Annotated in this window: 25 protein-coding genes; 13 read left to right on the forward strand and 12 right to left on the reverse strand. The window is 57.5% G+C overall.

The window, feature by feature from the left end:
• Positions 1 to 449 (forward strand): hypothetical protein (locus PMI42_RS00025; protein ID WP_035964069.1); only part of this gene is annotated, 449 nt, incomplete at its 5' end.
• Positions 450 to 1,358: 909 nt separating this feature from the next.
• On the opposite strand, the gene PMI42_RS00030 is transcribed toward PMI42_RS00025, so the two are convergent.
• Positions 1,359 to 2,597, reverse strand: coding sequence for a replication initiator protein A (locus PMI42_RS00030; RefSeq protein WP_008129339.1), 1,239 nt, complete (start codon positions 2,595 to 2,597; stop codon positions 1,359 to 1,361).
• 296 nt (positions 2,598 to 2,893) lie between these two features.
• Here PMI42_RS00030 and PMI42_RS00035 point away from each other — a divergent pair, with 296 nt between their 5' ends.
• Both PMI42_RS00035 and PMI42_RS00040 read left to right on the forward strand, forming a co-directional pair.
• The gene (locus PMI42_RS00035; RefSeq protein WP_008129342.1) at positions 2,894 to 3,556 is read left to right on the forward strand and encodes an AAA family ATPase; all 663 of its coding nucleotides are present in this window, start codon (positions 2,894 to 2,896) and stop codon (positions 3,554 to 3,556) included.
• Positions 3,528 to 3,884, forward strand: coding sequence for a hypothetical protein (locus tag PMI42_RS00040; protein ID WP_157195674.1), 357 nt, complete (start codon positions 3,528 to 3,530; stop codon positions 3,882 to 3,884). The genes PMI42_RS00035 and PMI42_RS00040 overlap by 29 nt, the downstream gene beginning before the upstream one ends.
• Positions 3,885 to 3,965: 81 nt before the next feature.
• Here PMI42_RS00040 and PMI42_RS37695 read toward each other — a convergent pair whose 3' ends face one another.
• The 3 genes from PMI42_RS37695 to PMI42_RS00055 are packed head-to-tail and all read right to left on the reverse strand — an operon-like array spanning position 3,966 to position 6,004.
• Complete coding sequence (locus PMI42_RS37695) at positions 3,966 to 4,766, reverse strand: competence protein CoiA (protein WP_008129345.1); 801 nt, start codon at positions 4,764 to 4,766, stop codon at positions 3,966 to 3,968.
• A gap of 42 nt (positions 4,767 to 4,808) precedes the next feature.
• Positions 4,809 to 5,117 (reverse strand): hypothetical protein, encoded by a 309-nt coding sequence (locus PMI42_RS00050; protein ID WP_008129347.1) that lies wholly within the window; start codon positions 5,115 to 5,117, stop codon positions 4,809 to 4,811.
• Positions 5,114 to 6,004 carry a phage integrase N-terminal domain-containing protein gene (locus tag PMI42_RS00055; protein WP_008129348.1) on the reverse strand — a complete coding sequence of 297 codons (891 nt, stop codon included), beginning with the start codon at positions 6,002 to 6,004 and terminating at the stop codon, positions 5,114 to 5,116. The genes PMI42_RS00050 and PMI42_RS00055 overlap by 4 nt, the downstream gene beginning before the upstream one ends.
• A gap of 853 nt (positions 6,005 to 6,857) precedes the next feature.
• On the opposite strand from PMI42_RS00055, the gene PMI42_RS00060 reads away from it, so the two are divergent.
• The 3 genes from PMI42_RS00060 (at position 6,858) to PMI42_RS38845 (ending at position 7,841) form a co-directional block, all read left to right on the forward strand.
• Positions 6,858 to 7,058: a hypothetical protein gene (locus PMI42_RS00060; protein ID WP_008129350.1), complete on the forward strand. Its 201-nt coding sequence runs from the start codon at positions 6,858 to 6,860 to the stop codon at positions 7,056 to 7,058.
• A 32-nt stretch (positions 7,059 to 7,090) separates the two neighbouring features.
• Positions 7,091 to 7,276 (forward strand): hypothetical protein, encoded by a 186-nt coding sequence (locus PMI42_RS00065; protein WP_035964076.1) that lies wholly within the window; start codon positions 7,091 to 7,093, stop codon positions 7,274 to 7,276.
• Positions 7,277 to 7,454: 178 nt separating this feature from the next.
• Complete coding sequence (locus tag PMI42_RS38845) at positions 7,455 to 7,841, forward strand: hypothetical protein (RefSeq protein WP_157195675.1); 387 nt, start codon at positions 7,455 to 7,457, stop codon at positions 7,839 to 7,841.
• Between the two features lie 423 nt (positions 7,842 to 8,264).
• On the opposite strand, the gene PMI42_RS00070 is transcribed toward PMI42_RS38845, so the two are convergent.
• Positions 8,265 to 8,513, reverse strand: a complete 249-nt coding sequence (locus tag PMI42_RS00070; protein WP_008129352.1) for a hypothetical protein — start codon at positions 8,511 to 8,513, stop codon at positions 8,265 to 8,267.
• 11 nt (positions 8,514 to 8,524) lie between these two features.
• A complete protein-coding gene (locus PMI42_RS00075) occupies positions 8,525 to 8,737 on the reverse strand; it encodes a hypothetical protein (protein ID WP_008129353.1) in 213 nt (70 codons plus the stop codon).
• 195 nt (positions 8,738 to 8,932) lie between these two features.
• On the opposite strand from PMI42_RS00075, the gene ligD reads away from it, so the two are divergent.
• Together ligD and PMI42_RS00085 are read left to right on the forward strand one after the other, a co-directional pair.
• Positions 8,933 to 9,856, forward strand: a complete 924-nt coding sequence (gene ligD / locus PMI42_RS00080) for a non-homologous end-joining DNA ligase (RefSeq protein WP_008129355.1) — start codon at positions 8,933 to 8,935, stop codon at positions 9,854 to 9,856.
• A gap of 354 nt (positions 9,857 to 10,210) precedes the next feature.
• Entirely contained in the window at positions 10,211 to 10,426 is a 216-nt protein-coding gene (locus PMI42_RS00085; protein ID WP_008129356.1) for a hypothetical protein, read from the forward strand.
• 235 nt (positions 10,427 to 10,661) lie between these two features.
• On the opposite strand, the gene PMI42_RS39855 is transcribed toward PMI42_RS00085, so the two are convergent.
• On the reverse strand, positions 10,662 to 10,835 hold the full coding sequence (locus tag PMI42_RS39855; RefSeq protein ID WP_008129358.1) for a hypothetical protein: 174 nt from the start codon (positions 10,833 to 10,835) through the stop codon (positions 10,662 to 10,664).
• Positions 10,836 to 11,240: 405 nt separating this feature from the next.
• Here PMI42_RS39855 and PMI42_RS00090 point away from each other — a divergent pair, with 405 nt between their 5' ends.
• Positions 11,241 to 13,223, forward strand: a complete 1,983-nt coding sequence (locus PMI42_RS00090; protein ID WP_157195676.1) for a beta strand repeat-containing protein — start codon at positions 11,241 to 11,243, stop codon at positions 13,221 to 13,223.
• Positions 13,224 to 13,278: 55 nt separating this feature from the next.
• Here the strand turns inward: PMI42_RS00090 and PMI42_RS00095 are convergent, their stop codons facing one another.
• Entirely contained in the window at positions 13,279 to 13,821 is a 543-nt protein-coding gene (locus PMI42_RS00095; protein WP_008129361.1) for a hypothetical protein, read from the reverse strand.
• A 437-nt stretch (positions 13,822 to 14,258) separates the two neighbouring features.
• Positions 14,259 to 14,684, reverse strand: a complete 426-nt coding sequence (locus PMI42_RS00100) for a hypothetical protein (RefSeq protein ID WP_085969336.1) — start codon at positions 14,682 to 14,684, stop codon at positions 14,259 to 14,261.
• A 203-nt stretch (positions 14,685 to 14,887) separates the two neighbouring features.
• Between PMI42_RS00100 and PMI42_RS38850 the strand changes: the two genes are divergently transcribed.
• The gene (locus PMI42_RS38850; RefSeq protein WP_008129366.1) at positions 14,888 to 15,685 is read left to right on the forward strand and encodes an HNH endonuclease signature motif containing protein; all 798 of its coding nucleotides are present in this window, start codon (positions 14,888 to 14,890) and stop codon (positions 15,683 to 15,685) included.
• Between the two features lie 57 nt (positions 15,686 to 15,742).
• A complete protein-coding gene (locus tag PMI42_RS00105; protein WP_157195677.1) occupies positions 15,743 to 16,300 on the forward strand; it encodes a hypothetical protein in 558 nt (185 codons plus the stop codon).
• A 51-nt stretch (positions 16,301 to 16,351) separates the two neighbouring features.
• Here PMI42_RS00105 and PMI42_RS00110 read toward each other — a convergent pair whose 3' ends face one another.
• From PMI42_RS00110 to PMI42_RS00120, 3 genes are all read right to left on the reverse strand, one after another.
• Positions 16,352 to 17,464: a hypothetical protein gene (locus PMI42_RS00110; RefSeq protein WP_008129368.1), complete on the reverse strand. Its 1,113-nt coding sequence runs from the start codon at positions 17,462 to 17,464 to the stop codon at positions 16,352 to 16,354.
• A gap of 57 nt (positions 17,465 to 17,521) precedes the next feature.
• Positions 17,522 to 18,142, reverse strand: coding sequence for a hypothetical protein (locus tag PMI42_RS00115; RefSeq protein ID WP_008129370.1), 621 nt, complete (start codon positions 18,140 to 18,142; stop codon positions 17,522 to 17,524).
• A 151-nt stretch (positions 18,143 to 18,293) separates the two neighbouring features.
• Positions 18,294 to 19,778, reverse strand: coding sequence for a tetratricopeptide repeat protein (locus PMI42_RS00120; RefSeq protein ID WP_035964081.1), 1,485 nt, complete (start codon positions 19,776 to 19,778; stop codon positions 18,294 to 18,296).
• 232 nt (positions 19,779 to 20,010) lie between these two features.
• Here PMI42_RS00120 and PMI42_RS00125 point away from each other — a divergent pair, with 232 nt between their 5' ends.
• Both PMI42_RS00125 and PMI42_RS00130 read left to right on the forward strand, forming a co-directional pair.
• A complete protein-coding gene (locus tag PMI42_RS00125; RefSeq protein WP_008129374.1) occupies positions 20,011 to 20,583 on the forward strand; it encodes a recombinase family protein in 573 nt (190 codons plus the stop codon).
• The gene (locus PMI42_RS00130) at positions 20,580 to 20,804 is read left to right on the forward strand and encodes a WGR domain-containing protein (protein ID WP_008129375.1); all 225 of its coding nucleotides are present in this window, start codon (positions 20,580 to 20,582) and stop codon (positions 20,802 to 20,804) included. Before PMI42_RS00125 ends, PMI42_RS00130 begins: the two co-directional genes overlap by 4 nt.
• The last annotated feature ends 11 nt before the right edge of the window (positions 20,805 to 20,815 follow it).

The raw sequence follows: 20,815 nt of genomic DNA on the forward strand, positions 1-20,815 counted from the left end.
GGCTGCAGGCAGCCGCCGATGTTGTCGGCGCCGAGTACAATCTGCGATCGGACATCATGGCAATGACGTTCGAGAAGCATGACGTGAATACCCTTGTCGCGGCGGGCACGCGCGGCCCGACGAAACGATACGAGCTGCAGGAGCCGGAGCACTGCCTGTTCCGGTTCACCGTGGACGCCGGAACGCGCGAGGCCCAGACCACTACCGCCGACCTCGGCAAGCTCAACCGCCTCGAAGTGGCGCCGACGATGTCGGGCAACTTCGGTATCGTCTCCCTGGCCGGCAGCGAGGCCAACACAGTCTCGGTTCATTCGCGGTACGGCGACCAGAAAAGCAACAAGGTGCGCCTCAACAACCTGGCGCCGGGACAGATCGACGCGTTCCTGTCGAAGGTCGCGGAGTTTCAGGAGAAGTTCTGCGGCTTAAAGGTTCAGATGCCCGGCGGCTGAGGCTGCCGGAACGATGTTACGGGGGACGAGAGATTTCCGTCCGGTTCGGACGGATACGTGATCAGCCCGGCATAACGCCGACGCTGATAAACAGGAGAAGTTCAGTGAGCATCTTCGGTAAACCTACGCATTCCGCATCCTTCGGCGAGTTCGCGACCGGTGGATCGACTCCCACGCACTCGGCTTCGTTCGGCGAAATCGCCAGCGGCGCGGCCGTGCAAGTTTCTGGCTCTACGTTTGGCCAGAAGGTTTCTGGCGCGTCGACAGCGACGCATTCCGCGAGTTTTGGCGAACGGGTGTGCGGCGACTCTATGGCCACATACTCAAAGGATTGATAGTTACAGGCGAGCGGTGTGCTTGCGTGCCGCTCGTCTTGCTCTCTGAACGAGCCGTACGGTCTTTTAAGGCCTTTCCGTCGCGATAGTGCGGCTGGCCTCGCTTTGAGAAGAAAGACTCTTTAATTCCTGCGCCAGCTCGTTTGAACGCCGGTCTGGATCCAAATGATCCTCGTTGTTGGCAATGCGCCACCCCCCCTTCCCTTCAAAAAGAGAGTGAAAAATTCAGCCGCAGGCGTTTTAAGAGGTATTCATAGTTTTAAATAGTTTTAGGCGAAGCGACCCTGGGGATATGTCAAAATTCCGCTAACTACATCATGCGCTTGGGCTGGAAACCAATAGGTGATCTACGGCCTCGCGATAGATGATATACGGTTTGTCATAGGCGATATACGGTTTGCCATAGTTGATATACGGGGTTTGGTAGGTGAAATACGGCTTTGTCAAAACGCCTTTGTCAAAACGCCTTTGTCTCTCGCTCCCGGATAGGCGATATACGGTTTTGTCAAAATGCTTTGTCAAAAATCGGCGCTCGGTAGGTGATATACGGTTTTGTCAAAACCGTTTGTCAAAATCAGGCCAGCAAAGGTAGCGGAGCTTTGGCCTTGCCCAGTTTCGCCCCTTCCCCACGGTATCGCATCCAAAGCAATTCTCCGCTTTGGCCCGCGATTAGATCAAGATCATAATCCGGGAGCGGGAACATCTTGCTATGCGCCACGAGCTTCCTGAGTATCTGCGCAAATTGTGGCAACGCCTGAGGCGAGCCGCTCCGCTTATGGACCTCGATAATTGAATAGCGCGCCTCGGTCCGGCCTGCAGCTCGCCGGGCTAGTCGATAGACCATCCGACCTAGCCCTTGGCTGATGAGGAAGTAGTCCGGATTGAGTGTCAAAATCTGCGGCTTCCCCTTCTCCCGCACCACGGATTCATACACCCAGCTCGGAATATAGATTTCGATATCATCGACATGCCCGTTCGAGGTGGCACTCACTACACGGTACTTGTCGATCAGAGGGACGTTGACCACCTCGCGGCGCCTGCCACCGCGGAGATTGGCTACTTTCAAACGCGTGCCCGATAGGCGATCGAGTGCGGCTTCCAGGCTCTTGTATTGCAGCCCACCTGAGCCGCGACGGCAGAACTTCAGAATGTGCGATGCCTTTGGCCGGTAGACTTGTGGCGGTAGATTGGGACGCAACCCCTTGCTTATGTCGATGTGATACCGACGCGCTTCCTCGGCCAGGTACGTGACCATGTGGAGGAAAATGTCATAGTCGAACACGGTGGCAAGGCCGTGCTCCGCGCTTCCGTCAACGGTGACGATACAGTCGTTGAGCTCGTAACGAAGCCCAGTAGTTCTCCGATTTTTCGACATCGTGAAGGGCGCTATATCCATGAGATTGACGTCGTCCTTAAGCGGAGCGTCATAGATCACCGGCACAAAAAGCGAGAGTTGGTGATCATCCGTCGGGGCTTTTCGCAGTATCGGTCCTGGCAATTCCGACTTAAGCGCGCCGACAACGTCGTCCTGGCGCTCGCTGTCCTTGATGGTTTCGCCAAGGCTCCGCAACGCAGCTGCCAGTTCGGGGTCGGAAATTTTAAGGTCGACTTTCCCCCTCTCCAGATCGGCGAAGCTTCGGCGCAGGTAGAAACGACGAAGCCGGGCCAGTGCATCTTGCCCCAAGGCAATAGTCGGACGACCGGTTTTTTCGGCGAACTCGCTCGCGAGCTTTTGTAGGTAGCCATTTCGTTCGTGTAAGCCCAAGTCCGCGAACGCCTCGCGTGACATAAGATCGAGCTTGAGCGGCTGCATTCAGTGGACAATAGCGCTTCCCCTTCCCGCTCACGAGTAAGGCGCCAATGATTTGAGCACTTATGATCGACGTCGAACTTGCAGAAAGCGCGGTTTTCAGCTCGGCGCGTCAGTCGTACTGTTACGCTGCCATGCTGCTACATATCCATGCTGACATATTGTTGCACTGCTGTACTGCTATGCCAGCATACTGCATAAGCAGTGTCCTGCCGTACTGTTGTAGTGCTGTAACAGCCTATCAGCGAACTGCTGTACTGCCATAGCAGTGGTGTGCATCCCTGCATTAGGGTAGGCACATGAAAATCGTCAGCTTCGTCAATCAAAAGGGTGGCACGGGCAAGAGCATGCTCGCCATCAACCTCGCTGTGGCTGCCGAGGCTGCTGGCGAGAAGGCTTGCCTTATCGATCTCGATCCGCAAGGCACGGTGACCAACTGGTTCGACACCCGAACAGCCGAAACGCCCCCGGTTGTTGCACATGAGTCCGCGGCCGATCTCACGAAAACCCTTACAGCGCTGGAGCAAGCTGGATTTTCGCTAGTGGTGATCGATACGAAGGGGGAGGACGGTCACGCCACTCGTGCGGCAATGCGGGTCGCTGACCTGTGCTTGATCCCCGTACGCCCCGCCGGGCCTGACCTGCATGCCACGCGCACCACCATGGAAGCGCTGCACACCATGCGCCGCGACTTTGCGCTGGTCGTAAATCAAGCCACACCGAACAAAGCTGCCAAACTCACGTCGGCTGTCATGACGGGCCTGGCGCAAAGCGGGCCAGTGGTCCCGATCTCTTTGGCCTCACGGATGGACTTTCAATACAGCTATGCTCTAGGCCTCGGTGTCAGTGAACATGCGCCCGAGTCAAAAGCTGCCGACGAGGTTGCCGAATTTTGGGCCTGGTGCAGGAAACGTATCAACAAGGAGAAGACCGGTGAGCAGCAAGAGCGACGCCGCGCGTAACGCTGTTGCAGCTGCTGCGGGTTTGGACGGATTGCTGCGCCCAAAGCCCGTTCAGTTGGCCGTCGCGCAACCCGATAATGTGGTGGAAATTACCCCGGAAACTGCCGCGCCTCGCGCAGAGCCGGCCGGGGGCGAATTCCGTAAGGCAGCGAAGCGGCAAGAAGGAACCGTGCGGGCAACTTACAAGCGCGTGATGTTGTACCTACCGCCTAAAGCAAAGAAGAAGATGCAGGAAATCGCCTTCATCACTGACCGCAAGCCTCATGACATCTACTTGGACGCTTTGCGAGAATTTCTAGAACGGTCTGGCCATCCAGGTCTATTGTAATAGTACAGCAGTATACTAGTGCGCTGCTATGCCAGCATGGCGGCAAATCGCAAATGCGATTTTCAGGTGTGCGCTTACATCTCAAAGACGGATGGATCGCCGCCGCGGCCTCCATCCACCAGGCATTCCGGTAAAGCGTTGGGTCGCAAACGCATCCGCTGCGCGCGCCTCCCGAATGCGTCGAGCAAAGTCGGTTACGATTTGTTGGGCGGCGAGCAACTGAGGGCGGCTTGGAGCCACTTTTATAAATTCTTCGCGCGACATACAGACAACCACGGCACTTCCTTCTGCGCGTCCCGGAAGCAAGCACCAAAGTCCGTCTTTAAACGCATCCGGTGGTTGGCTCTGATACACACCACGAAAATCGAAGACGACTGGTACGGAACTATCGAGCCACGTGGCGGGAAAGCATTCTTCGGGGAAGGAGAGGAGGAAGTATCCCTGGTTATTGGTGCGCCTGAGCTGATCCTTTCCCTTCACAAACCGTGGGTAGTCCCGCTTCAGGCGGGTGCCATCAACAACCCACACCATATTTCCATAGAAGCCCTCGCGTGCCGCTCGTTCCGGCGAATTGAGGTGCGAGTGCTGAAACTCAAGTACAAGGCCATGAGAGGTGCGGACATCAGCAATGTGCCGTTCACCCGATTGACCATCGTGTTGGACAAACTCTTGGCATTCAGCCGGGAAGTAGTTCTTCCACGCTCGGTGCCATTCGGTTTCCTTTTCAACCCAAGAGTCGCAATCTTGAATTCCCCGATGGGCCCAGTGATGAACTCTGTGCGTGCCGCATTTGGCAATAACTTCGCTACCACAAACGGGGCATGTCGCTCTACCTTCGAGGTAGGCTTCAACGCGTTTACCGCCTGCAAGGGCATATTTCATGTTGCGTAGGCCTGCGATTGGAACGCAAAGAGAGTAGGGCGGCTACCAGGAAATCTCAACGTCAAAGCCGGTGGCCTGCCGACCGTCCTCGGTTGTCGCCACGCGGCTTTGCCATTCTGCAGAGAGTCCGTTTTGATTGATCCATTCCTTAAACATCTCGGCGCCGTCCGTCTTTCTCAGGTCGATGCCGCCAGGCAAGGCGATGCGGAGAGAGCGGTGACCGTTCTTGGCTGCATTGTGCAGAGCGATTTTGATCTTGTCGTGGCGCAGGTGTGTGGCCGCCAGGTTCTCCAGGGCCGTCGTATAGGACTTTTCCAGCTCGGGGATGAACTTCGAGAGAGGGGCTTTCATGTGCCCCGATTCTGCGCCTTTGCGAAGCGACTGCCAAGATAGGTGTCGGTGACGGCCAATCGGCCATGTCCCAGCTCGTTCGAAATCTGCATGCGGGCGCGGAAGTCCGCCGCTTTCTCGGCGCGGGACATGCGCTCATACGTGGCGCCGCCCGCAGCAGGGCAGGGGCGACCGGTCAGTGCCTGGTAGCGCCATTGCGCGTACCAGTGCCGGTGACCATGAAGATTGCGGATGCCAGCGCCCCAGGTCACACGTTCGACCTCTTTGCGAAAATCAATGTAGCGTGTTCCTTGCGGGATGAGCGATCCATCGCCGACGGCTTCACGCAGTTCGTCAAGCAACGCCCGCTGGCGCGGGTGCGTCACAGGGACCTCGCGGGCGCGACCGCCCTTGCACCAACTCGATTGCATGGCCAGGCGATCGCCTTTGTCGGCGTGGCTCACGCGGAATTTCAAACTCTCTTCAAGCCGCAGGCCGAACGCCATTTGCAGGCGCAGCGCCAGCTGCATGCGGTAGGGCAGGGTGGCGAGCTGCTCGATCGGGGTGACGTGGGCGCGGTTGCCGTTGAAGGCCACGCGTTTCTCGATGCCGACGCTCTGGTTATCGCGCGGCACCACGTTGGGTTTGCGGACCCTCCCGGCCCACCAGCGCAGCCAGCCCATGCGGTTCTTCATTGTCCCGGTCGAAAGCCGCGACGTCTGCCAATGTCCAACCAGCGCCTCGACATGGCGCGGCTTCAACGATGACGCGGCCGGGAGCTTGAACCCGAGCCCGCGTAGCTCGCGCGCCATGAGTTGCAAGCCCCGGTGCCGCTGGTTGCGCGTCAGGTATGACCCTACGCCATCGCCCAGGGCGATGGTTTTGAGGTCATAGGCGAGCGCGTCCATCGTCATTATCCTCTTTAGTGTTGATGACCGCCGCAGAAGCCTTGGCTTGCTGCGGCCCGCCATGCTGGCGGACTGGTCGATTCAATACGGCGAGCGACGCCGCATTGCCTCGTTTGGTCTGTGACCGGTACGCGACCGGGAATGCGGCCAGCTCCTTCCATGCTGTGCTTCGGCATTGCCGAGTTGTTGCGTTTCCTTGTCGTTACTTGCCTCTTATCGGCACGCAGCCGGCATTGCCCGGAGGGATGCACTGGCGGCGGAATTGCCGGGAAACGCCCGGCTCGCTTGTGTCTTGTCGACATCATCTTGCTCCTTTGAAATGGTCGTGGCCTGACGGCCGGGGGTGGCTCTCACTGTCGTACGGCCTGGCGAATAACTTCTGGCACTCGCCGGCACTCGACTCGTGCAGAACCCGTGCCTAACCGGCACGAAATGCAGAATGATTGTGCAACCGCGGAGAGAACTCGTCCGACAAACTTAGCGCCGTGCGTGTAGCTCGCGCCCTCACTACTGGTCTTTGACTGTAGTGAGGGCGCTTGCAGCGCGAGTGCCGGCACGCCGGCATCGGGGAGGGGAGCCTCCCCAAAACCCTTCCCGTGGCCGCTTAGGGCTGCGCCATCCAGCGGCCAGCGGAGCGCGTGCGCCGCACTCCGCACCTCACTGCGGCGGGGGACACCCCGGCACCCCGCGTCGTGGAAACGTGAAATCGTGAATACGAGTTTTCCGTGCTGCTGATGTGTGCTCGTTCGCTGATCAACAAAAGCGCCTGACAACTTTACGCCCGGCTGGATTGCGTCAGCATCGGCACACAGCGTCTCGCTGGAAACATCCCTCGTTTGAAAAGGAAGAACTGATGGCCGAGAGTAAAATGCCCTCGCATGACGCGTTTGTTGTGAGTGGCGATGGCAGGAAGGCGACATGGACACGAATCGGCGCTGCGTGGCCGAACGATGATGGCAAGGGGTTCAACATTGTGATCGCGCCCGGCCTTGCGGTGTCGGGAAAGATCGTGCTGCGCGAACCGAAGGCTCAGCCCGACCAGGAGCCTGACTAGATGCGGCTTCCCTAGCCGAAGCGAATGAGCTTGTGAGGGCGTTCCGCGACCTCATCGAAAGGACGTCTTGGCCAACCTGGCGCAAGGATGAATTCATTCGAGCTGTTGAAGCGCTCGCCGAAGCGCAGCTGGTCACTGAAGCGGTGATCGCGATGCCGGGCGATGCGGGGTTTCGGGAGCGCTTTGCCGCCGCCTTCATCCTGTTTGCGAAATGCTAAGGCTCTCCTACGGGGGAGCCACTCTTATCCGGTGTTCAGTGCTGAGTTGGCGTTCGGTGCAGAACAATTTGTGCCATTGCGTCACAGGCTGGTAAGTACGTAGTTAGCTTGTTAAAACGCGAGTGCCACACGGATTGCTGCATTTCCATTATGCCAACCTTTTCGAGAAAGGCCAACGATGATCGCGGTTCTCATTCATTGGCGCATTAGACCGGATGACGAAAACGTGCAGGCCTTTCTTGATCACTGGAAAGGTAACAACACTATTGGTGATCGCACCGGCCTTATCGCGGAATTCTTAAGCGACTCGCTTCCTGTCAAAGAATTTCCTGACACCACTTGGCATTTAGATCCGGATTCCCTTGGTAACTTTCGATCATACGTGACAGTCGGTCTTTGGAACGATGCTGAAGCATTCAAGAGTCAGGTGGGCAACTACTTTAATGATCAAAAACCAATGTTGAAGTTCGAGAAGTATCGGCGACGGCGGGTGATGTTTGATCCGGTAGGCTGGCGCATAGGCCACGCTGCTTTGCCTGCGACGGATTCACCGGAAGTCAAATAGCCAAAGCGTTCGGGTTTTCCAACACCACGCCGTTATCAAAAAGCGGGCGTGCCTTCGGACGGGCTTTAGGCTTTGCCCGGAGCCGCTATGCTGTCTCCGCCGATGCGGGTGACAATCCCTCACGCAAGGCATAATGCACTCCTCGCCGGAGGCACTCGGTCAAGCAGCTGCCTGCGGCACCGCTATCACTGCTGCGTGCGCCGGGTGCCTTCTTAACCGGTCTCGTCGCCGCACTCGGTCACGCATTTGCCTACAGCATCGCTATCACTAATGCGCGCACCGGGTGCATTTCTCTTGGCTCCGCTTCGCTCCGCTATGCAGAAACCGGGGCCACCCTGTCCCGATCGCGTCAAGGCCAAGCCCGATGGGCGCCACGCGGTCTTGACCCGCTCACGCCAGGGCGGGGAGGGGCTTTCCATCGCGCTAAAGCGCACTCAGGTCGGTTGGTACCTCGCCGAACTTCCTGATCAGCTTGGCGTCGCTGAAATCACCGGAGGCTGGATCACCCGTCCGCGAAAAAGCAAGCGCGCCGACGTGACCGGGCTTTCGGGACAGCGCCTCGGCCCGCATGACCGCCGCATTGGGATTGAAGCACTCGGTTGGCTCGCCAGGTGCAATGCCGTCGTCAGCGGCGACAAAGGGCAGCGCGACGTAGTAGGTGACTTCCGACATCTCCTTCGCTCCTAGCCATTGTAGGGGTGAAATCTTCCGCGCGCATATGCGTGAGAAACTGACTTCATCAGCTCGGCAACTTCCGATTCCAAATACTGGTTTGCCACGATCAACGCCTTGATGGTTGCGCGGACGTCGCCACCGCACGCGGCAAGGGCCTGGTCGACAGATTCCTCAAGCGAGTCCTCGTCGCCTTGCGGAATAGGCGTGGGACTTTGAGACATCGGCCGTTTCCGCATTCAGTGGGACCGGCAAAATGTTCTCATTTTGTTCTTTTGGAGTCAAGCGGCCCCGGCTGCCTTGGGCTGCTATCTTTTCGGCGCTCCGGCGGCTCCGTATCGTCGATATTGCCCACGGGAACGCCGCACGGCCCGAGGTTCTTAAGCTAGGTTCGATAATCGTCTTTGTTGAGTAGCGTAATGGTCAAGCGTACCAAGCCCCGAGTGCGTACCGCTTCAGCGGAGATGCCGGGATTCATCAAACCGCAGCTTGCCACCTTGAAGAGCCAGCCTCCCTCGGGAGAGCAGTGGCTTCACGAAATTAAGTACGACGGCTACCGCATTCAGCTCCACATCGAAGGGGAGAGCCGGAAGGCCTTCACCCGCAACGGCCACAACTGGATCAAGCGTTTTTCGGTGATTGCGGGTGCCTTCGATGTCCCGGGCCAGGCCATCATCGACGGTGAAGTGGTCGTTATCCACGAGGCCCGGACCAATTTCTCGGAATTGCAGGCGGAGCTCGCCGGCGGCCGCCAGGACCGTTTGGTGTTCTATGCCTTTGACCTTCTCTGGCTCGACGGCAGGGACCTGCGCAAAACGCCGCAGCTTGCGCGCAAGGTGGCGTTGAAGGAGCTGTTCGATGCCCACGGCATCGAGGTCCCGGCGCTCTACAGCGAGCATCTCACGGGAAACGGCACCGACATGTTCGAAGCCGCCGCCAAGCTGAATTATGAAGGCATCATCTCGAAGCGGGCAGACGCGCCGTACCGCTCCGAGCGCAACGAGGCCTGGCTGAAGATTAAGACCGTGCAGAAGGGTAAATTCCCTGTCGTGGGGTTCGTCAAGGACCCCTCGGGTGTTGCCGCTCTCTACCTCGGAAAGAAGGAAGGGAAAGACCTGGTTTACATGGGCAAGGTCGGCACGGGCTGGGACCGGTCGACGTCCGGCAAAATCCGGAAAGCGCTGGACACCGTGGTGAGCCCGAAGAGCAAGCTGAGTAAGCAACTCAAAAACCCTAAGGCCACATGGGTCGAGCCTGTCTTCTCAGCGGAGATCGAATTCCGGGACATCACGTCGGAAGGGCTGTTGCGCGCGAGTTCGTTCAAGGGGCTCTTGAGAAACTGACTTTTGTTATAGCGCTCGCCGTTCAGGAAACTACTTTTGGGGGTATCGCCGTACGCGGTGAGCATCGGTCGTTGAGAGGCCATTGCTCTCACGCCCTCCTCTGAAGGGAAAGGAGCGCGCCATGCAGAAACGGCGCCGATTCAAACAAGTGCTTACGCTTCAAGAGCGGCTGACGGCCTGGTCTGAAGAGACAAAAGCTCAGGCCGCAAGACTTCCACCCGGTCCCAAGCGGGATGCTCTCATCAAAAAGGTTCGGCAGGCCGACGTTGCCAGCCACCTTGACGATTGGGCGAAGTCGCCGGGATTGCAGCCGCCGACTTAGGAACGGACGGTCGAGCGGCAGGTTCTGCGTTAATGAGCGAACCCATTCCTTGGCTTATCGAGCATTCCATCCAGATCGCCTGGAATTATTTAGAGCGTACCGGCGAACTGGGAAATGCGGCTGAAGCCAGCAGCTTCCTCCTGAGGACCGTCGATGAGATGGTCCTCAAGGGCGAGCGCCGGAAGCTGATGCTCGCCAGCCGCGCGATCGAGGCCTATCAGCGGCACCGCCCGGTCATCGCCGCATGATCGACCCGGAGTGCCAGACCTGTTTCGGCCTCGGCTGGGTTTGCGAGAACCACCCATTTCAGCCTTGGAATGAAAACGGCTGCCAATGTGGCGCGGGAATGCCATGCGAATGCCAGCAAGCCCACGGACTTGAGCAGCCTGATATCAGCAAGGTCCTAGAGAGCGAGGACGTGAAGGTACACCGCGAGAATTAGCGCGATACTGACGATGACGATGCCGATCAGAAACCGGCCCATCACTTCTCCTTGCGGACGCCCTTGAATTTCTTCGCGCTCTTCTTGACGGCCATGAACTGGCCGCCCTTCTTGTTGCGCTTGGTCGAAGTCTTCGTGAGCGGGTTCTTCAATTGCGTACGTTTCTTCACCGCGCCCTTGCGGGCATTGTCGCCGACCGGTTTGTTGACTGCCATCCTGGCCTCCCGTTTTGCAATCAATGCATGACAGGGACGCTTGGTTCCTCGCCCGGAACTGGGCGCGCTCTTGCGCGTTTTCTTCACGCAACTGAGGAGGACAACATGGGCTTTGGTAGAGGTGCTTTGCTTTGGCTTCTCGGCATCCCGTTGCCGATCGTTTTGTTGCTCGCACTGTTCTGGCATCACTAAGGGCGGATGTACCCCTTGATGCTGAGAAGGGCCGTCGGTTCGCCGGGGGCCTTTCTTTCCCTTATGGGCGCCTGCCACACCGCTGCCGCCAAACTAGACGCCTGACGATACAGTTCAGCGGCTTGGCCTTACTGTCGGAGCATGCGCTCCGTGTTACTCGGATTGATGCTCGCCTCTGTGGCTGGCGCCGCCGTGGCCCAGGATTGGGGCAACATGGCCACCATCTCGTCGACGCTCGGCAACAACACCAATCGGCTTTGCATCGGTGACCACTCACGGCCCGGGGACATCGGCTGCCCAACTTGGGCGCCCAGTCTCACGACAGCAGGCAACGTGATCGTCAGCGGCAGTGTTACTGCCGCGCAATTTATTGGTGATGGTTCTGGTTTGACCAACGTCGGTGCGGCAAGTACCGACCGCATCACCAGTGGCACGACGAGCATGCTGGCCATTTCAAGCACGGGCTTTGTCTCGCTTACGCAGAGTGGCGTAAATACCGGATGGTTCGATCCTACGCGTGGGTTGGTGACGATTGGCGTCAGCAGCACGGGCTCCATCAGTGGCACTAGCGGCTATTTCGGCGGCAAGCTTACGGTCGTTAATAACCCAATATATCTCAGCTCTCTACAAGGCCTGTATTGGGGAGGTGTCAATAACAGTATCACCGGCCACCAAACCCAGCAGTACCTTTCCTTCTTAACTTCCGGCACCGAAGCCATGCGCATTGTCAGCAGCGGCTACGTTGGGATCGGTACCAGCCAACCGAGCAGTACGCTCCACGTCGCAGGCAGCGTCACCGTCATCGGTCCCTCGGGTGGCCAGGCCCTCACTATCTATAGCTCGTCTGGGGGAGGCAGCACGGCATCCATCGCCAGCACCGGAAGCTTCTCCTCAACGGGCTATGGCTTCAAAAATGATGGCACCACCAGCATCAACACAGCCAGCTACAACAACCTGTCGTTCTATGTGAACAGCCAGGAAACCATGCGCCTCAAGCCGAACCTCGTTGGCATCAACACCATTACGCCCACTACCTCGCTCGAAGTCTCCGGCACCGTCAGCGCCACGCGCCTTGTCGTCAACGGTGTCAGCATCACTGGCGCTAGCGCCAATCTGTCGGAAACCGTCTCACTGAATGACCTGAAAGACGTCTCAGCCAGTACGTCACTGGGCACAATCCTCGCCGGCCCCGGTGTTGTGCAGGCTATTACCCCCACGGGTGTCACCGCCTTCGGCGTCGGTGCCATGGGCGGCGTCACCGATGCTGGCACCGCCAACACCGCCATCGGCAACCAAGCCCTCTATTCCATGAACAACGTCGGCGCCCTTTACAATACCGCGGTGGGGAGCGCCGCCCTCTATGCCGATACTTCCGGTCAATATAACGTAGCGGTCGGTAAAAGCGCCATGTCCGCCAATACCACCGGCAGTTACAACGCAGCATTGGGCACCGCCGCCCTCGCTGGCAACGTCGGCGGGGTTGCAAATACCGCTGTCGGGAACGAATCCTTGCGCTACGGCAACGGCAACTACAATACCGCCGTCGGCAACAGCGCAGGTGGCTACGCCGGGGCTGGACTGTTCAACACGATCATTGGCCAAAGCGCCGGCTACGGTGTTAGCGGCTCTACCAATTACAACGGCGCGGCCCTGTTGGGCTACCGCTCGGGTATCAGCCTCACCACCGGTAGCTATAACACCCTCCTTGGTTTCCAAACCGGCTATAGCCTCACCAGTGGCGGCAGCAATACCCTTGTCGGCGCCCAGGCTGGCACCGCGCTCACCACTGGCGCCAAAAACATCGTCATCGGTGCCAATACCGATGCCTTCAGTGCCACCGGCAGCAACCAGCTTAATATCGGCAACGCCATCTGGGGCAACCTGGGCTCCGGCACTAGCAACGCCAATCTCATCGGCATTAACGTCGCCAACCCCACCACCACGCTCGAAGTATCCGGCACCATCAGTGCCACAAGCTTTGTCGTGAACGGAGTAAGCATCACAGGAGCTTCCGCGAATGCGGATCGAATCGTCAGCGGCAGTGTCAACATGATCGCCGAACAAACCAGCGGGACTGTCCGGGTCAGCGGAACGCTGGCCTTAGTGAACACCGGCAATGAAGTCTGCGGTCCGGCGACATGGTACAGCTTCCGGGTCGATCCTGTTTCCGGCCAAATGCAGATGTGCCGACCTTAGAGGGCGCAACGGTTGACGCAGGACTGCGGCACAAGTCCAATCAGCACAAATGCAGTTACCAGGGGCCGCGTCGCCCTTTGTCGAGCCCGAAGATCCTGTCATTTAATTCCTGCATCTTTGATATCCGCTTGCTCAGCGTGCCGTCATCGATCATTCCGCGTGCGATTTTTTCAACCCGGGTCAATTCCGCTTGAAAGCCCGGTGAGGTGACCTGGCTCAAATGCTCTTGGAAGGTGGTTGAATTGACATACCCCATCGCTGCCTTTCCGACTGGAGAATCCAGCCACCTTTGGCACTGTTCAAAGACGGACAGCGCTGGGGAGCTAGTGTCGGCAGGACTGGTCGGGACGATCGCACGGGAAGCACGTTCCCGTGCCGCGCTCAGAAGCGTTGCGCTCTCCTCCTTCCATTTGCCTTGCAGCCTTCTCAAGAGGGTCGGCTCTGTGGCGTTCCAGTCGGTGCGGCTCCTAATGATCCGGAGCATCGCGGTGGTCGGCTTCAATTTGGGGTCTCTCACGATCGCGTTCGCCACGAGATCAAGAGTTGGTCCGTCCGTTTTACCGGAGCCCTTGGGGCGTCCGCGCTTCACGTCTGCCATGATGATTCTCCCTCTCAATTTGTGCGCTCAGATTGGTGTTTGCGCTCTCAGAACGCCAGCGAGATGATTTGCGTCGGCAATCTTTTTTGCGAAGAAAAACAATAGGCTGCGTTCGTTCTGCGAGGATAATTCCTTGCCGCTCGAATTATCCTCGCTTATGCAAAGTCTGTTGCCCAGGAAAGGCCCCGATGGCCTCGTCCCATTGGATCTGTTGATTCGACGGTCTTACTTTCAGGAGGTTTCGATGCGTCGCTTTACCGTCCGAGAAACGTCGCCTGGGATCAATTACATGGAGCCCGACAAGCCGATCTATTGGCATTTGGTCGGTCGAAGCACCGACCGCTGCGGCGGCGGAAGCTTTTATCCGGCAGGCAAACACTGGCGGCCATGATCCGGTCGTCGTGCAGCCGTTAGGCTAATGACTGAATATCGTCGGTCTAGCGTTCTTCAGTCGGGTGCACCCATTTGTAGGGTGTGATGCTTCGCGTCTCGGTGAGCTTGATCATATGGACAGGCGGAGCGTAGCGGCCTTTGCGGCATGATCGGCACTTGAGCGATGCTTCAAGTTTCCAGATCGGCGTATCGCGTGGTCGTCGGATCGCACTGAGCGGAAGGCTCGCGCGCGTCTTACAACGGTTGCACTCGACCTCAAGCCACTCCATGCCGCCGTTGATGCATTGACCGATTGTCGGAGAGGGTTGCGAAGGTCCGCCGTAGCCCTCCATCCGGACCGACCAGGCTAAGGCCTCGGCGCGGTCGGCTTCGCGGATCGCCTTTTTGGCTTCTTGCCGGGCGTGCTTGGCGTGAATTTCCGCGCCCATGATCTGGCCGCCCCAGATGACCTCCCGCGATTTTGTGCCCATGGACGGCATTACAGCGGGCCTTGTGATGGCCGGCAATGCCACTAGGATTTGCGGCCGGACTAGGTTTCCAGGCCCCACAGGTCGGTCAATGTGCAATCTATATTCGATCACCAAGAACAGGGACGCGATTCGCTGGCTGTTCGGCGTCGTCATGATGGCCTGAAAATCGTTCTGCGCGGCGCTGACAAGGAGGACAGGGTGGCATGACCAAGCAATACGAGACTGCCCGCCAGCTTCTGCCGGTCGTTGTTTCTGCCGCTGCCTCCCATCAGTTTCTTACTTATCAGACCGCAGCCGAAAGCGTCGGCCGACCGAGAAACCACGCTCGCGCCATCGCGCAGGTGTGTAACTTGCTGGATGCCGCAGCAGCTTTAGCGGAAGTTCCGCTGCTCGCGCTCGTTACCGTGTTGGATACGAATAACAAGATCAACCCGAATGCTTGGACTGCCGATTTTATCGAACCAGGAATCAGGGAAGGCATCATCAAGCGTTCGTTAGGGCACACTTTTACCAACGCAGACTTCGAAGCAATCGCCTTAGCGCTGGAGCAATTGAAGGACAAAAGTGGTGAAAGTGCCTGGAAACATCTTGGCGTACTCATGCCATCAGCCGAACGAAGGCGACGTTTAGCAGGAATGGAGAGCGTGGCGTACGACGATGCCATCGATGACCTCGGAACCGACGATCCGGCGTATACAAGTTATTCGGGTATACGATATGCGCGTGATCCACAGGTCCGCGAAGCTGTAAGAAGGCGAGCGGCTGGTAAGTGCGAGTTTTGCGGAAAGCTAGGCTTTAAGTGTGCGAACGGAGCGCGATACCTCGAGTGCCATCATATTCTGGCGGCAAATGACGGCGCAGATAGGATGACTAATGTCATTGCCATCTGTCCTGGTGAGCACCGTGAGGTTCATTTTGGAGAGCGCCGCGACGAATTGGAAGCCGAAATGATTGCCAAAGTCAAAGTGGCAGAAGCTCGTCGCCTGAGGGCTAGCATATGAGGAATGGGCGCAATGCTTACGAAACTTGACGTAGCAAGGCATCAGTTGGGGACGGCCATGGAGCTGTTCCTGCGCGACAAAGACCCGGTATCGGTGCAATGTCTGGCTTGCGGTGGTGCAGAGTTGATTGAGTCGATCGCGACCCACCAAGATCTCCGGCCGTTCTCCACGCACATGCTCGAAAACAATCCCGGCCTCGACATAAAAGAGCTGCGCACGCTGCAGCGGCGCTTCTGGAACGCGTTCAAGCACATGTCGGATCGGGGAGGGGAGCTACGCGACGACGATGCAATCCTGGCCACCTTTGACGATACGATGAACGACGGAGCGCTGTTCGTTGCGTGGTGGGATTACCAAAGCGTTACGCAAAAGCTGCCACTGGCGGTCCAGGTCTTTCAAGTCTGGTTCTACGCCCTCAACGAAGAGAAGCTGGCACCTGGTACAAGTACCGATGACATCCGCCGCACGTTCCCGCATATTAGATCGGCGCCTCGAGAGGAACAGAAGCGACGGCTGCGCCGGGTTATTGAAAGATATCGCAGCGATAAGGAAATTCTGGCCGATTCGCGCACCGAAAACCTGCAACTCTGTTTTTCGCTCTCGAGGAGCCACTGACAGACGTAAACAAGCCCGCGCTCAGCAGCCTGCTGTAAGTACGCGGGAGTGTCACTTCAGGGTAATGGGCGCTTGTCCTATGACGACGTCTGCGCGGCTTCCCGCGATGTGAGCCTTGTCCTGCCCGAAAGTGCAGCTGTTGGTGTCCTTGAGAGGCCAGGCCAAAGCGTTGGCTGCGGGCCTGATCGAGAAGGAAAACATTTCTGCGTCCCCCTTCTTCAGCAGAAAGAGCGTGCCACCGTTGTCGGCCCGCAACGGGAATATCGCTGATTGTTCCCGTTGTTGCGGCGGAGATGGCTTTTGGGGATCAAACGGCGCGATAACCAGCCGGTATGGTAGCCGGTGTGTCAATGTGATCGTGAACTCATCCTGCGCGAAAGGAATGGCAAAGTCGCCATTGTTCTCGACCACTGCAAGGATGTCCACGCGTCCGTCCGTCATGATCGAACAGCGTAACGTTGTGACCTCCGTTGAGGCAGCGTAGGTTTTAGGCTTCGGCGGCGTAGGCCGGAGCGCTTCAATCTGGTTTTGAACGAGATCCTGACCGTAGATAATACCCGCTACCGTCGCCGCCACGACCAGGCAGCTGATAGCGAAGGCCACGAAGTAGACGAAGGCTACCGAGGCGCCTTGGGCGCGAAAGCGCGTGCGCAAGATGGCCCCTAGCACGGCAACAGGCGGATAGCTTGCGACGATGGCAAAAACCCAGAAAATCAACCCGCGGTCGTAGACGGGAAGGACAAGTGAAAGCGCGTCAAACGCAACAATAGAGCCCGCTGCAGCATAACGCAGGCGCTCGCTATTCCTGCGGAACCTGCGTTCGTCGCGGCTGAAGCACCGCGAAACTGTTCGCACGAAGCAGTCGATCAGGATGAAAAGCAGCGTAACCAGAATTAGCTGCTGATACCAGCTCAGGCCCGAGAACTCGAGACCGGCGACGAATTCGGGAATGTCGCCAATCCACTTGCCAAGGTAGAACACCGGGAAGACGAACAGAAGCAGTGCAACTGAAGATGGAAGCGCGCGTCCGGCGCGGTTTTCGCGCGCGACCCGAAGGGGCGACCAGAAGATGAAGAATATGGTGGCCAGGACCGAATAGATGAACCCGATGGTGCCGACGAGATACTCCTCAGCCAGCTTTTGCACGCCCTTTGATTCCGCCATCCGTTGCCCCTGGATCAACTACAACCACAGAGAATGGCCGCTTCTTCTAAGTTAGGTTCAGTAATCGCTTAAGCTGGGACCATTCTGTACCAGCGCATGATAAAAATCGTCCGACGCTTCGAAATAATGCTCGCATCCCTCCATGACGTCTTTAAGCCGCTCGACCGTGACTACTCCATTTGCGAGCTTGAACTTTGCACCATCCTTATTGGTCGAATACCGGAAGGCGACCGCACTTTTGTCGAGCCCGTGGAAATCCTGAACTATTAGGCCTATTGTCTTGTCAGCGATGTCTCCGGCTTGGGGGTTTAGAGCATTGTTCAGCTCCTGGTAAACCTGCCAAAGGTCGAGCAAGTTGTGGTCTCTGTCATCGCTGAGATAGACGCTGACATGGTGCCCATACTCGACGATGATCTCTTTCATAGCCACTTCGAGCCCGTGGCGGTAGTTGAACATCATTGGATAGACGAGGTAGTTGGTGTCGAAGGGATTCCGTCCGCATTCCTCAGCAAGTAGCTTGCCCGCTCTGAAGTATCCCCTCCAAATAAACATGGCCCGCTCGTATGGCTCTTGCGAGACGTAAGCGTCTGTTGGCTTTTCAACATGTTGGGCTATGCGGTCGCCACCTTTGGGCCAGCGGTAGCGGCGATGCAAAATACTTTCATAGCTGTCGGTCATGCGAAATCCGAGCTGCGTGGGCGGCTATGCCGACTCTTGATTTTCAAAGTATCGGATATGCGCACTCATTTTGGTTGAGATAGCGCTTGTAGCTGGAGCTCGGTATGGCTCCGTAATAAGAATAATAGCGTCATCATTTCGGAGCACGACGTTATCTGCGTTGCTGCTGCAGTTGAGCTGCTTTCTCAAAATCTTGGCGGGCCGACGGTATATCGCCGAGCTGAGACCTGCACCGTCCGCGCTGTTGGTACATGTTCGCAACAAAATCAGGCGAAGCAAAAGGCGACGCGGCAGCTATACCTTTCCCAAAATCGGCTGCGGCTTCGGCGTGCCTGCCAAGCTTCATCAAAATTTCCCCGCGCGTCCCATAGAGGCCAGGAGGACCTTGCGGATGGTAAGCGTCGGCTGCGTTCAAATCATCAAGGGCCAGCTCGAGGTCTCCGAACTCACGATGCGCGTCTGCGCGAGCCAAGAGCGCCATAAACTGATCCTCCCGGTCTCCGGTTTGAATCGCCCCAGCAAAATCCGCTATTGCGTTTGCCTTTCCGGCTTCGCCAGTGCGTTGCCAAAGTAGGCCTCGGCAGTAGTAGGCGCTAGATGCCTTGTGACCTGCGTCGATTGCCTCACTGTAGTCCGCTATCGCTTCCGCACTTTCTCCCTTTGCAGATAGGAGACCGGCCCGTTGGAAATATCCTTCCGCGAATTCTGGGTCGATCTCAATCGCCCGCGTGTAGTCTTCTATGGCCTTGTCGCGGTCTTCTGGCTTGTTGCCGCGGTTATAGTAGGAATTACTCCAAGACACGCCGCGATGAAAATGAATGTCGCGATCATCAGGAGAGATGCGCAGAGCCGCCGAGAAGGCGCTTATGGCGCTATCAAGCTTTTGCTCGCGAATGGCTTTGTGCCCTTGCTCCACCAGCCGCTCGACAGGGTCTCGATCGGCCTCCTTCGCCTCCGTCTGAGCGTTCAAGCCGCTCTCGAATCGCCTGATATCCCAGTTGGAACGCAGATAATTGACGCTCGAGCCCTTGCTGAGAACGAACGTTCTGTCGTTGGAAATTGCAACTTTAAACCCGCTAGTCTCAGCTCGAAGTAGAATGTTGATACATTCATCAGTGCAAGTTTCTCCGCTTGCGGTTTGCCTGAATTGTTCTCGCTGATACTTCTCCCGGACTCTCGCAATCTCCTTGCGCAACATGCCGATTACCAGCAGGTTGTCTTTGTCCATGGCCTTAGCGAGTTGACTGGAAACAGCCGACATCGCCAGGCCCACCTCGTCGAGAGAGTATCCTTTCTGGTTAAATGAGTTCGCAAAGTCCGCGAGCCTGTCGACCGCTATATCCGTGTGCTGCCGCGGCAGATCCGGCACACCAACGTCCATCACTGCATTTTTTAAGGAGCCGAGCGCCTTTTGCTCCTCTTCCAGTTGATTGCTTAACCGATTGATCGCCTGAGCGATCCCTTGAGCACCTTTACCCTCCATTGAAAACGCAGTGCCGAGCGAGAGCATCGGCAAGGTGATTGCCAGATAACTGATTCCGGTCGCCTCTTGTATCTGAACGACCGTCCTCTTCAATTCGGGGATGAGTTCGTTGTCGATGCTTTTCTTGGGCTTGCTTCCAAAGAGACCAAACATTGGCCGCCCCATTTATGGAAAAGTGGCAGCCTAGCATGCTGCAACTAGATCGGGAACAGGCCTATTTGCAAATCAAGACTGGAGCGGAACACGACGGTCAGGCGGGGATACCTGTGGGGGCGACCGCTCGAAATGCATGTCGTTGCATAAATCAAAATAAATGCAACACGGGTAGACAATCGTTTCGCTGCGGGCTTTGACCGTTGCGTAAGTCTGTTGCAGAATACCTGCAGTGAAATACGGCTATGCCCGCGTGTCGACCTCCGAGCAGGATCATGCCGGCCAGGTCGATGCGTTAAAGGCAGCGGGCGCCGTCAAGATCTTCAGTGAAAAGATGAGTGGCGTGCGGGCCGATCGGCCACAGCTTGCCCGCGCCATCGCCGCGCTCGACGAAGGTGATATCCTTGCGGTTACCCGCATTGACCGTCTGGCGCGATCGTCGCGCGACCTGCTTAATATTGTCCATGAGATTGAGGCGCGGGGCGCGACCTTTGAATCGCTTTCCGAGCCGTGGGCCAACACCAATACGCCCACCGCGTCCGCGATGCTCACCATGCTGTCGGCGTTCGCGCAGCTCGATCGGGCCTTCATCCTGGCCAGGACGAAAGAGGGCAGGGAGCGCGCCAAAGCCCGCGGACGCAAGTTTGGCAGAAAACCGAAACTCAACCAGGAGCAAGTTGATCATGCCAAAGCGCTGCAGCGAGAAGGGCGGGGGATGCGTGAGATCGGCAAGCTGCTGGGCTGCAACGCCTCCACGATTTCGCGCACACTGCAGCTTCAACAACAAGAGGATGAAATCGCATGACAGCAATCATGCTCACCCGCATCGACAACGACCGCAACATGGCGAGGTTCTACAAGCTGGATGTTCAGCCAACGTTGTTCGGCGAATGCTCGCTCGTCAGGGAATGGGGTCGTATCGGCCGTGCCGGCACGGTTCGTATTGAAACGTATCGGAGCCGCGGCAGGGCTGATATCGCGATGGCCTTGAGCTGGACGCAGAAGCTTAAGCGCGGCTACCGCTAGAAAGTACAATC

The sequence above is a fragment of the Bradyrhizobium sp. YR681 genome, from assembly GCF_000282615.1.
In the GTDB taxonomy this organism is placed as follows: Bacteria; Pseudomonadota; Alphaproteobacteria; order Rhizobiales; family Xanthobacteraceae; genus Bradyrhizobium.